The organism is Microbacterium oxydans, assembly GCF_000956525.1.
Classification (GTDB): domain Bacteria; phylum Actinomycetota; class Actinomycetes; order Actinomycetales; family Microbacteriaceae; genus Microbacterium; species Microbacterium oxydans_A.
In genome coordinates this window covers 241,868-253,794 of record NZ_JYIW01000026.1, presented here as the reverse complement: position 1 = coordinate 253,794, position 11,927 = coordinate 241,868, and the positions used below count along the sequence as shown (strand labels likewise).

Here is an 11,927-nt window from a genome sequence, read left to right as displayed (position 1 = left end):
TCAGATCGCGAAGCCGAGCGCGCGCATCATGTCGCGCCCGTCGTCGGTGATCTTCTCCGGACCCCACGGCGGCATCCAGACCCAGTTGATCCGGAATCGGTCGACGACCGAGTCGAGCGCCTGAGCCGTCTGGTCCTCGAGCACATCGGTGAGCGGACAGCCGGCGCTGGTCAGCGTCATGTGGATGACGAGCGCATCGTTCTCGTCATCCCAGGCGAGATCGTAGATGAGACCGAGGTCGACGACGTTGATCCCCAGCTCGGGGTCCATGACGTCTTTGAGTGCCTCGGTGACCTCGTCGTACTTCTGGTCGGTGAGCGTCGCGGTCATGCCGTCAGCCTACGCCTCGATGGGTGCCGCGGGGTCGAGGAAACGGTCGTATCCCTCGTCCTCGAGCCGGTCGGCGAGCTCCGGTCCGCCCTCTTCCACGATCTTGCCCGCGACGACCACGTGCACGAAGTCGGGGCGGATGTAGCGGAGGATGCGCGTGTAGTGCGTGATCAGCAGCACGCCGAGTCCGGTGGACTCCTTCGCGCGGTTGACACCCTCGGAGACGATCTTCAGCGCGTCGACGTCGAGACCGGAGTCGGTCTCGTCGAGGATCGCGAACTTCGGCTTGAGCACCTCGAGCTGCAGGATCTCGTGGCGCTTCTTCTCACCGCCGGAGAAGCCCTCGTTGACGTTGCGCTGAGCGAACTTCGGGTCCATGCGCAGGTTCGCCATGGCCGCCTTGACGTCCTTGGTCCAGCCGCGGATCGCCGGTGCTTCGCCGTCGAGTGCCGTCTTGGCGGTGCGGAGGAAGTTCGTCACGGTGACGCCGGGGATCTCCACCGGGTACTGCATCGCGAGGAACAGCCCGGCGCGTGCGCGCTCGTCGACGCTCATCGCCAGCACGTCCTCACCGTCGAAGGTGATGGAGCCGCCGGTGACGGTGTACTTGGGATGACCGGCGATCGTGTACGCCAGGGTCGACTTGCCGGACCCGTTCGGGCCCATGATCGCGTGGGTCTCACCGGTGTTCATGGTGAGGGTGATCCCGTTGAGGATCGGGGTGGCCCCCGACTCGGTCTCGACCGTCACGTACAGGTCGCGGATCTCGAGAACAGACATTCAGACTTCCTTAATCACGGTCGGGTCGATGAGCACGTCGTCGCCGTCGATCACGACGACGTAGACCGGGACGGGCTCGTAAGCGGGGAGGTTTCCGGGCATGCCGGTGAGCAGGGAGAAGGCGGAGCCATGCGCCCAGCACTCCACCGTGTCGCCCTCGACGAAGCCCTCGGACAGCGAGATCTCGCCGTGCGTGCAGGTGTCGCCGATCGCGTGGATGACGCCTTCGCCGTCCTTGATGACGGTGATGGGAACGCCGGCCGGGTCGACACGCAGCGGCATGTCCTGCTGGAGGTCGGCGACCCCGCAGACTCGCTCTGCGGTCATGCGTTCACCGCCGCGAGCTCGGTCTCGATCGCATCGAGCAGCTCGGTCTCCAGCGCAGGGATGCCGAGGCGCTGCACGATGTCGGTGAGGAACCCGAGGACGACGAGGCGACGAGCCTCGTCTTCGCTGATGCCGCGGGCCTGCAGGTAGAACAGCTGCTCGTCGTCGAAACGACCCGTCGCGCTGGCGTGGCCGGCGCCCTGGATGTCGCCTGTCTCGATCTCGAGGTTCGGGATCGAATCGGCGCGAGCGCCCTCGGTGAGCACCAGGTTGCGGTTGGCCTCGTAGGAGTCGGTGCCGGTGGCATCCGGTCCGATGAGCACGTCGCCGATCCAGACGCTGTGCGCGCCCTTGCCCTGCAGCGCGCCCTTGTAGAGCACGTCGCCCTTGGTGTGCGGGCCCTTGTGGTGCATGTAGACCTGGCTCTCCAGGTGCTGTCCTGCATCCGCGTAGGAGAGCCCGTAGAGGTAGCCCTCGGATCCTGCGCCCGCGAGCTCGACGTTCGGGTTCACGCGCACGACACCGCCGCCGAAGCTGACGACGAAGTGCTTGAACACCGCGTCCGCTCCGACACGCGCCTGATGGGACGACGCATGCACTGCCTCGTCCTGCCACTGCTGCAGGCTGATCACGGTGAGCTTCGAGCCCGCCCGAGCGATGATCTCGACGTTCTGGGCGTACTGCGCTGCACCGGTGTGCTGGAGCACGACCGTCGCGACGCTGTGCTCGAGCGCCTCGATCACGATGTGCGCGTCAGCACGACGATCAGCACCGAGGCCCTTGATCGCGACGAAGACCGGCTCTGCCACTTCCTCGTCGCGCGGGATGCGGATGTGCAGCCCGTCGGTCGCGCCCTGCCACGCCACGGCGGCCGTGACGTCCTCAGCGAGGAACACCTCGCCGCGCGGAGCGGTTCCCGCCGCGAGCGGAGCGGCGAAGTACTGCTCGCCCGAGCGGACGTCATAGCGCACGCCATCGTTCGGCGCCGCGACCGCGAACAACGAGGTCAGCTTCGCGACCGGCGTGTGCTTCCAGTTGACCTCGCGCCCGGTGGGGGCACCGAAGTCATCCGGCTCGAAGGAGTGCGGTCGCTCAGAGCGGGTCTGCACCGGGGTGAAACCCGCCGCGGCCACCTGGGCCGCCGGGTCGATGTGCGCGTTCGATTCCTGCGTCTCTGCGGACGCTGTCGCCTGGGCCGCCATCTAGCCGACCGATCCTTCCATGCCCATCTCGATGAGCTTGTTCAACTCCATCGCGTACTCCATCGGCAGTTCACGTGCGATCGGCTCGATGAAGCCGCGCACGATCATCGCCATCGCCTCGTCCTCCGGCATGCCGCGGGACTGCAGGTAGAACAGCTGCTCCTCGCTCACCTTCGAGACCGTGGCCTCGTGGCCGAGCTGCACGTCATCCACGCGGATGTCGATGGCCGGATAGGTGTCGGAGCGCGACTTCGTGTCCACGAGCAGCGCATCGCAACGGACGGTGTTCGCCGAGTGGTGCGCGTTCGCGTCGACGCGGACCTCGCCGCGGTAGCCCGCACGACCGCCACCGCGGGCGATCGACTTCGAGATGATCGACGACTGCGTGTACGGGGCCATGTGGATCATCTTCGCGCCGGCGTCCTGGTGCTGACCGGGGCCGGCGAAGGCGACGGAGAGCGTCTCACCCTTGGCGTGCTCGCCCATCAGGTAGATCGACGGGTACTTCATCGTCACCTTCGAGCCGATGTTACCGTCGACCCATTCCATCGTGGCGCCCTCATGGGCGATCGCACGCTTGGTGACGAGGTTGTAGACGTTGTTCGACCAGTTCTGGATCGTCGTGTAGCGAACGCGGGCGTTCTTCTTCACGATGATCTCGACGACGGCCGAGTGCAACGAATCCGACTTGTAGATCGGAGCCGTGCAGCCCTCGATGTAGTGGATGTAGCTGTCCTCGTCGGCGATGATCAGGGTCCGCTCGAACTGGCCCATGTTCTCGGTGTTGATGCGGAAGTACGCCTGCAGCGGGATCTCGACGTGCACGCCCTTGGGGACGTAGACGAACGAGCCACCGGACCAGACGGCCGTGTTCAGCGCGGCGAACTTGTTGTCACCGGCGGGGATCACGGTGCCGAAGTACTCCTCGAAGAACTCGGGGTGCTCACGCAACGCAGTGTCGGTGTCCATGAAGATGACGCCCTGCTGCTCCAGGTCCTCGCGGATCTGGTGGTAGACGACCTCGGACTCGTACTGCGCGGCGACGCCGGCGACCAGGCGCTGGCGCTCGGCCTCCGGGATGCCGAGACGCTCGTAGGTCTCGCGGATCTCCTCGGGAAGGTCTTCCCAGGTCTGCGCCTGCTTCTCAGTGGAGCGGACGAAGTACTTGATGTTGTCGAAGTCGATCTCGCTGAGGTCCGCACCCCAGGTCGGCATCGGCTTCTTTCCGAAGAGCTGATACCCCTTGAGACGGGTCTTCAGCATCCATTCGGGTTCGTTCTTGAGCGCCGAGATCCCTCGGACGACCTCTTCGGAGATTCCGCGTTTCGCGATGGCACCCGCGGCGTCCGCGTCGTGCCAGCCGAATTCGTACACCCCCAGGCTGTCCAGCTCCGGGCGGTCGATCAGCACATCCGACATCACACACTCTCCTTGTTAGGCCTCAACGGTGTCATCCGCTCCGACGCACCTGATCCCCCGTCGAGTCTGCGGGGAGCCGGTGCCTCGAAAGGGCCCTCATCACCAGCGCATCCATCGCGCCTAAACTGTTGACGATGCTTCAGCGCGGGAAGCGCTCATCACAACAATCCGATTCTACAGGTTCCGCCTGGCGACTGGGCCGTGCCCGCACCGCCACCCGCGGTCCGGAGGCCCCATGCCCGACACGACGATCTCCTCCTCGACCGACGCCGCCGGCGTTCGCGCTCCGATGACGCACCGCACCCTCTGGAGCCGCGCGCTGCGCGTGTTCGCGTGGCTGTCGTTCATCAGCGAGACGATCATCATCGGGACCGGTGGCGCGGTTCGCCTCACCGGATCGGGCCTCGGATGCTCCGAGTGGCCGCTCTGCACGCCGGAATCGCTCGTTCCGATCTACGCCGATCAGGGCATCCACGGGTTCATCGAGTTCGGCAACCGCCTGATGACGGGCGTCGTCGGCATCATCGCCCTCGCAGTCGTGCTCCTCGTGCTGCATCACTTCAGCGGCAAGCGCGGGCTCGTCCGCGCATTGTGGTTCGCTGTCGGCGGCATCGCCGGGGCCGCTCTCACGTTTTTCGTCGCGACCTTCTTCTACGGCCTGGCTGCAGCAGGACCGGCTCTCCTCGCGTTTCCCTTTGCCACGGGCGTCCTCCTCCTCGCCATCGTCGCGGCCGCGGTCTACTCGGTGCGTACGACCGCCGCCCGACGCGACCTCGTCGCCCTGGCATGGATCGTCCTGGCGGGCGTCGTCGCACAGGCGCTCGTCGGCGGCATCACGGTGCTCACCGGGCTGAACCCGTTCATCGTCGGCTTCCACTACACCTCGTCACTGCTGCTCGTGTGCGTCACCGCCGCGTTCCTGGTGCGCCTGTCCGCGGCTCCCGGCCCGCGCGAGCGCGCCGTGCCCGCGTGGTTCAGCATCCTCAGCCATGTCACCGGACTCGCACTCGCGGTCACGATCCTGTTCGGTGTGCTCACCACCGGCTCCGGTCCGCACTCCGGAGACCCCGACGTGCTCCGCCACGGCTTCGACGCGACAGTGCTGGCGCACGTGCACTCCTGGCCCGGCTACATTCTGGCCGTGCTCGTCCTGGCGCTGACGATCTCGGCCTGGGTGCTCCGTCTCGAGCCGCGCAAGTGGCTGCTCGTGCTGATCGTGGCGATCGCGGTGCAGGTCGCCGTCGGCGTGCTGCAGGCGCGTGACGGGCTCCCTCCTCTGCTCGTCGGGATCCACATGGTGCTCGCCTCACTCTCCGCAGCGACCTACACCGTGGTCGTGCTGCACTTGAAGCGGCCGGTGGAGACCGCCCGCTGAGCCTCCCGTCGGATCGCCGCACAGGCGATCCATAGCTCGCGCATCACGCGTTCATCGACGCGTGGGCGAACGTGGTGGCCATGAACAAGTCACTGACACGCAGCATCGGCTTCTGGCTCCTCCTCGCCCTGTCCCTCGCGGCGACCGGTGTGGGAGCGTGGCTCATCTCGGGCCAGCTCGGCACGATGACCACCACCCTCACCGACGGCACAGCGACCGGCGTCGAGGTCTACGTCGGTCAGTCACTCGTGGTCGTCGGAGCCGCGGTGCTCGGCGCCGGCATCATCGGCATCCTGATCGCGATCGCCCTCACCGCAGTGCAGGCGCTCATCCCGACGCCGACCCCGGTGGTCGTCGAGCCCATCGACTGGGCCGTCCAGGACGACGCTCCTCAGGCAGGCGCAGACGCCGTCGTCGAGACGGTCACGTCCGCGTCAACGGATGCCGACGCGACCATCGTCGAGCGGACCGAGGACGATGAGGATCAGAACGGAAGCAGCGGATCGACCGCGACCGCGACGAAGATCAACGTCAAGTAGGTGATCGAGGCGTGGAACACACGCATGGGCCGCGCCTCGTTCCCCCGCACCGCCTGGTTGTAGAGACGGTGCGACTCGTAGAGGAACCAGCCTCCGAAGACGAGCGCTGAGACGGTGTAGACGAGGCCCATGTTCGCGATCGGCACGAGCAGCAGCGAGCAGGCGATGGTCGCCCAGGCGTACAGGATGACCTGGAGGCCGACCTGCGAGGCATTGCGCGTGGCGCCGAGCATGGGCACGTCGACATCGTCGTAGTCGTCGCGGTACTTCATCGACAGCGGCCAGTAATGCGGCGGCGTCCAGAGGAAGATCAGCAGGAACAGGATGAATGCCGGCCAGTCCAGCGAACCGGTCACCGCGGCCCAGCCGATCAGCACCGGGAAGCAGCCGGCGATGCCGCCCCAGACGATGTTCTGCTCGGTACGGCGCTTGAGGATCATCGTGTAGATCACGACGTAGAAGAAGATGGCGCCGGCGGAGAGCGCCGCTGCCAACCAGTTCGTCGTGAAGAACAGCCAGACGGTGGAGAGCACCGCGAGCGTCCAGGAGAAGATCAGCGCGCCGCGCGGCGAGATCTCGCCCGTCACGAGCGGACGGTTCTCGGTGCGGTGCATGTGGGCGTCGATGTCGCGATCGAGGTACATGTTGAACGCGGCGGCTGAGCCGGCGCTCAGGGACCCGCCGATGACCGTCGCGAGGACGAGCCACATGTCGGGGAGTCCACCCTGGGCGAGGAACATCACCGGAACCGTCGACACGAGCAGCAGTTCGAGGACGCGCGGCTTCGTGAGGGCGACGTAGGCCTTCACCGTGCGACCGACGGACTGCGTCCTCACGGTCTGATCAGACATCGTCGAGATCTCGATCGCCTCCTCCACACGCGTCATGACAGCCCTTCCAGTCTAGGGCACCGCGACTGCCCGCTCCGTCCCCGCCCACCGCTGCCGCAGGACGTAAGACAGCGTCAGACGGAAAGGGCACAGCGCTATGCTGAAATCACTCGCGCCCAGCGCTGTGATCCCCTTCTTCCATCAGGTGGTCCTGTGTGGGCAGATGCGGATGCGCCAGGGAATAACGGCGCCCTTGAAACTGTCGGAAAGGGCATGGACGTGTCGGAATTGCAGTGGGAAGAAATCGATCGACGCGCGGTGGACACCGCGCGGATCTTGGCGGCAGACGCCGTGGAGAAGGTCGGGAACGGCCACCCCGGCACCGCGATGAGCCTTGCTCCCGCTGCCTACCTCCTCTACCAGCGCGTGCTTCGCCACGACCCGACCGACACCGACTGGCTCGGCCGCGACCGCTTCATCCTGTCGGTGGGACACTCCTCCCTCACGCAGTACGTCGAGCTGTACCTCGGAGGGTTCGGCCTCGAGCTGGATGACCTCAAGGCTCTGCGTACGTGGGGCTCGCTCACTCCCGGTCACCCGGAATACGGCCACACCAAGGGCGTCGAGATCACGACCGGTCCCCTCGGCCAGGGCCTCGCGTCCGCCGTCGGCTTCGCGTATGCCGCCCGGTACGAGCGCGGTCTGTTCGACCCGGACGCGGCGCCCGGCACGAGCCCGTTCGACCACTTCGTGTACGCGATCGCCGGTGACGGCGACCTGCAGGAAGGCATCACCAGCGAGGCATCCTCGCTCGCCGGTCACCAGCAGCTCGGCAACCTGATCGCCATCTACGACTCCAACCAGATCTCGATCGAGGACGACACCAACGTCGCCTTCACCGAGGATGTCGCCAAGCGCTACGAGGCGTACGGCTGGCAGGTGCAGGTCGTCGACTGGAAGAAGTCGGGCGAGTACGTCGAAGACGTCGCAGAGCTGTATGCGGCGATCGAGGCCGCCAAGGGCGAGACCTCGAAGCCCTCGCTCATCATCCTCAAGACCATCATCGGCTGGCCCTCGCCCGGCAAGCAGAACAGCGGCAAGATCCACGGCTCCGCGCTCGGCGCAGACGAGCTCGCCGCCACCAAGAAGGTGCTCGGCTTCGACCCGGAGCAGCACTTCGCGGTCGCCGACGACGTGATCGCCCACACCCGTGGATTGGTCGCCCGCGCAGCCGACGCACGCGCCGAGTGGCAGACCGCCTTCGATGCCTGGGCTGCTGCGAACCCGGAGCGCAAGCAGCTCCTCGACCGCCTCGAGGCCGGCGAGCTGCCGTCTGACATCTCGACCGCTCTCCCGGTGTTCGAGGCAGGCAAGGACGTCTCGACCCGCGCCGCGTCCGGCCAGGTCATCAACGCCCTCGCCGCGCAGCTCCCCGAGCTCTGGGGCGGCTCGGCCGACCTCGCCGAGTCGAACCTCACCACGATCAAGGGTGCAGCGTCCTTCATCCCCGAGGAATGGTCGACCCACGAGTGGTCGGGCAACCCCTACGGTCGCGTGCTGCACTTCGGCATCCGCGAGCACGCCATGGGCGCCATCGTCAACGGCATCGTGCTCCACGGCCCGACCCGCGCGTTCGGCGGCACCTTCCTGATCTTCAGCGACTACATGCGTCCCGCAGTCCGTCTCGCAGCTCTCATGAACGTGCCCAGCGTGTTCGTCTGGACGCACGACTCGGTCGCCCTGGGTGAGGACGGACCGACCCACCAGCCGATCGAGCAGCTCGCGACGCTCCGTGCGATCCCGAACCTCGCGGTCGTCCGCCCGGCGGATGCCAACGAGACCGCCGAAGCCTGGCTCGAGATCCTCCGTCGCCAGGAGGGCCCCGCAGGTATCGCCCTGACCCGCCAGAACATCCCGGTGTTCGAGCGCGGAGACGGCGCGGCATCCGGCGAGACCTTCGCTGCCGCATCCAACACCGCCAAGGGCGCATACGTGCTCGCCGAGGCACCGGAGGGCACCCCCGATGTGATCATCGTCGCCACCGGCTCCGAGGTGCAGCTGGCCGTCGAGGCCCGCGCAGCACTGGCATCCGAGGGCATCGGCGTCCGTGTCGTGTCGGCTCCGTCGCTCGAGTGGTTCGACGAGCAGGACGAGGCGTACCGCGAGTCGGTCCTCCCGGCATCCGTCACCGCCCGCGTCTCGGTCGAGGCCGGTTCCGTGCTCACCTGGCGCGGCATCGTGGGCGACCGCGGCCGCTCCGTCGGCATCGACCACTTCGGCGCCTCCGCCGACTACAAGACCCTGTTCGAGAAGTTCGGCATCACCACCGAGGCCGTCATCGCGGCCGTCCGCGAGACCCTCGCGGCCAACAGCACCAAGGAGAACGCATGAGCACCCCCACCGCACAGCTCGCCGCCGCCGGCGTCAGCATCTGGCTCGACGACCTCTCCCGCTCGCGCATCTCGACGGGCAACCTCGCCGAGCTCATCGAGTCGCGCAACATCGTTGGCGTCACCACAAACCCGACGATCTTCGCGAACGCGATCACCGACAAGAACGACACGTCCTACGACGCGCAGCTCACCGAGCTCGCCGCCGCCGGCACCAGCGCTGAAGATGCCGTCTTTGCCGCCACGACGCAGGACGTCGCCGCAGCGCTCGACATCTTCCGCCCCGTGTGGGAGCAGTCAGGTCACGTCGACGGCCGGGTCTCGATCGAGGTCTCCCCCGACCTCGCACACGACACCGAGGGCACCGTCGCGTCCGCGAAGCAGCTGTGGGCCAAGGTCGACCGCCCGAACCTGCTCGTCAAGATCCCGGCGACCAAGGCAGGGCTCCCCGCGATCACCGAGGCCATCGCCTCCGGTATCAGCGTCAACGTCACCCTGATCTTCAGCCTGGAGCGCTACGCAGAGGTCATCGACGCGTACCTGACCGGCCTCGAGCGTGCGCACAGCGCCGACTTCGACCTGTCGAGCATCCACTCGGTCGCCTCGTTCTTCGTGTCACGGGTCGACACCGAGACCGACAAGCGCCTCGAGGCGATCGGCACCGACGAGGCACTCGCGCTCAAGAGCAAGGCCGGTCTCGCGAACGCGCGTCTCGCCTACGAGCTCTTCGAGCAGAAGTTCGGCGAGCAGCGCGCGCAGGACCTCATCAAGCTCGGTGCGAACCTGCAGCGTCCGCTGTGGGCCTCGACCGGCGTCAAGGACCCGAACCTGCCCGACACGCTCTACGTGACCGAGCTGGTGGCCGATGGCGTCGTGAACACCATGCCGGAGAAGACCCTCGAGGCCACCTTCGACCACGGCGTGATCACCGGCGACACGATCACCGGCGGTTATGCAGAGGCCCACGAGGTGTTCGACCAGCTCGCCGCTGTCGGCGTCGACCTGACCGATGTCACCCAGGTGCTCGAGGACGAGGGCGTCGCGAAGTTCATCGATTCCTGGCACGATCTGCTGGCGCAGGTGTCCGAGGCGCTGGAGGCGCAGCGATGACCTTCTCGATCCACACGTCCGGCGCCGCGCGCGCCGCGATCGACGAGACGGTCCCCCGTCTGGTCAGCGAGCTCATCGCGTCGCGCCTCACCGGCGGCGACAGCACGCTCTGGGGCCCGGCGGCAGAGGCCGAGGCGGCTGTCCGCCTCGGCTGGATCGAGGCCGTCACGGTCTCGCGCCCGCTGGTCGCCGAGATCACCGCGCTTCGTGACGAGCTGGCCGCCAAGGGCGTCACCCGCTTCGTGCTCGCCGGCATGGGCGGATCCTCGCTCGCACCCGAGGTCATCGCGCAGACGGCCGGCGTGCCGCTGACGATCCTCGACTCGACCGCGCCCGGCCAGGTGCTGGCAGCGCTCGACGAGGGACTCGCCGACACAGCGCTCGTGGTCTCGTCGAAGTCCGGCTCCACGGTCGAGACCGACTCGCAGCGACGCACCTTCGAGGCGGCGTTCCGCGACCTCGGCATCGAGCCGACCGAGCGCATCATCGTGGTCACCGACCCGGGTTCCCCGCTCGACACGTCGGCACGTGAGGCCGGCTACCGCGTCTTCAACGCGGACCCCAACGTCGGCGGCCGCTACTCGGCGCTCACGGCCTTCGGTCTCGTGCCCTCCGGCCTTGCCGGCGTCGACATCGACGAGCTGCTGAACGAGGCAGAGGCCTCGCTGCTCGAGGTCGCGATCGACTCGGCCGACAACCCGGCGCTCCGCCTCGCCGCCGCGATCGCGGCGACGAACCCGCGGCGCGACAAGCTCGGCCTGATCACCGACGGCACCCACATCAAGGGCCTGCCCGACTGGATCGAGCAGCTGATCGCCGAGTCCACCGGAAAGGACGGCACCGGTATCCTCCCGGTCGTGCTCCTTCCGGTCTCCCCCGAGCTCGACGCCGTGCCGTCGGATCTCCAGATCGTCCGTCTCGTCGACGACGCGAACGAGTTCCACCTGCACGAACGTCATCAGGGCGAGATCCTCGTGAGCGGCAGCCTCGGCGCGCAGCTGATGGTCTGGGAGTACGCCACGGCGATCGCCGGTCACCTGCTCGGCATCAATCCCTTCGACCAGCCGGACGTGGAGTCGGCCAAGGTCGCGGCACGCGGCCTCCTCGACGCACGGCCTGAGCCCACCGCTCCTGCGTTCGTCGAGAACGGCGTCGAGGTGCGTGTCTCCGACGCGGCCCTCGCGGCATCCGGCACCGTGGAAGGCGTGCTCGACGCGCTCTGGGCGCAGCTGGCCGATGACGGCTACGTGTCGATCCAGGCCTACGTGAACCGCCTCGAGGTCCCGCAGCTGCAGGGTCTCCGAGAGCTGGTCGCCGCCGACTCCGGTCGTCCGACGACGTTCGGCTGGGGCCCGCGGTTCCTGCACTCGACCGGCCAGTACCACAAGGGCGGACCGGCGCAGGGCGTGTTCCTGCAGATCCTCGAGCGCACCGACGTCGACCTCGAGATCCCCGAGCGCCCCTTCACGTTCGGGCAGCTCATCGAGGCGCAGGCCGCGGGCGATGCCGCGGTCCTCGCCGAGCACGGCCGTCCCGTCGTGTCCCTGACGATCACGGACTCCTCGGCCGACGTGCTCGCCCTCTTCGAAGCCGCACAGAAGTAACCGCAGGAGTATCCCTCACCG

General features: G+C 67.5%; 11 protein-coding genes. 5 read left to right on the top strand and 6 right to left on the bottom strand.

Features of this window, described 5'->3' with window-relative positions; all coding sequences use genetic code 11:
• The 5 genes from RS83_RS13770 to sufB are packed head-to-tail and all read right to left on the bottom strand — an operon-like array spanning position 1 to position 4,058.
• A complete protein-coding gene (locus RS83_RS13770; RefSeq protein WP_045280093.1) occupies positions 1-330 on the bottom strand; it encodes a metal-sulfur cluster assembly factor in 330 nt (109 codons plus the stop codon).
• Positions 331-339: 9 nt separating this feature from the next.
• On the bottom strand, positions 340-1,110 hold the full coding sequence (gene sufC, locus RS83_RS13765) for a Fe-S cluster assembly ATPase SufC (RefSeq protein WP_045280092.1): 771 nt from the start codon (positions 1,108-1,110) through the stop codon (positions 340-342).
• The gene (locus tag RS83_RS13760) at positions 1,111-1,437 is read right to left on the bottom strand and encodes a Rieske 2Fe-2S domain-containing protein (RefSeq protein WP_045280091.1); all 327 of its coding nucleotides are present in this window, start codon (positions 1,435-1,437) and stop codon (positions 1,111-1,113) included.
• A complete protein-coding gene (sufD, locus tag RS83_RS13755) occupies positions 1,434-2,639 on the bottom strand; it encodes a Fe-S cluster assembly protein SufD (protein WP_045280090.1) in 1,206 nt (401 codons plus the stop codon). Before sufD ends, RS83_RS13760 begins: the two co-directional genes overlap by 4 nt.
• Positions 2,640-4,058: a Fe-S cluster assembly protein SufB gene (gene sufB / locus RS83_RS13750; RefSeq protein WP_045280089.1), complete on the bottom strand. Its 1,419-nt coding sequence runs from the start codon at positions 4,056-4,058 to the stop codon at positions 2,640-2,642.
• A gap of 235 nt (positions 4,059-4,293) precedes the next feature.
• On the opposite strand from sufB, the gene RS83_RS13745 reads away from it, so the two are divergent.
• Both RS83_RS13745 and RS83_RS13740 read left to right on the top strand, forming a co-directional pair.
• A complete protein-coding gene (locus tag RS83_RS13745) occupies positions 4,294-5,433 on the top strand; it encodes a COX15/CtaA family protein (RefSeq protein ID WP_045280088.1) in 1,140 nt (379 codons plus the stop codon).
• A gap of 80 nt (positions 5,434-5,513) precedes the next feature.
• Positions 5,514-5,972 (top strand): hypothetical protein, encoded by a 459-nt coding sequence (locus tag RS83_RS13740; protein ID WP_231587788.1) that lies wholly within the window; start codon positions 5,514-5,516, stop codon positions 5,970-5,972.
• Here RS83_RS13740 and RS83_RS13735 read toward each other — a convergent pair.
• Entirely contained in the window at positions 5,918-6,838 is a 921-nt protein-coding gene (locus RS83_RS13735; RefSeq protein WP_419760997.1) for a heme o synthase, read from the bottom strand. The genes RS83_RS13740 and RS83_RS13735 overlap by 55 nt on opposite strands.
• Positions 6,839-7,081: 243 nt before the next feature.
• Here RS83_RS13735 and tkt point away from each other — a divergent pair, with 243 nt between their 5' ends.
• From tkt to RS83_RS13720, 3 genes are read left to right on the top strand one after another with little or no spacing between them, the layout of a single operon-like run.
• Positions 7,082-9,193, top strand: coding sequence for a transketolase (tkt, locus tag RS83_RS13730; protein ID WP_045280838.1), 2,112 nt, complete (start codon positions 7,082-7,084; stop codon positions 9,191-9,193).
• Positions 9,190-10,302, top strand: a complete 1,113-nt coding sequence (tal, locus tag RS83_RS13725; RefSeq protein WP_045280087.1) for a transaldolase — start codon at positions 9,190-9,192, stop codon at positions 10,300-10,302. Before tkt ends, tal begins: the two co-directional genes overlap by 4 nt.
• Positions 10,299-11,906 carry a glucose-6-phosphate isomerase gene (locus RS83_RS13720; protein ID WP_045280086.1) on the top strand — a complete coding sequence of 536 codons (1,608 nt, stop codon included), beginning with the start codon at positions 10,299-10,301 and terminating at the stop codon, positions 11,904-11,906. The genes tal and RS83_RS13720 overlap by 4 nt, the downstream gene beginning before the upstream one ends.
• Positions 11,907-11,927: the final 21 nt, after the last annotated feature.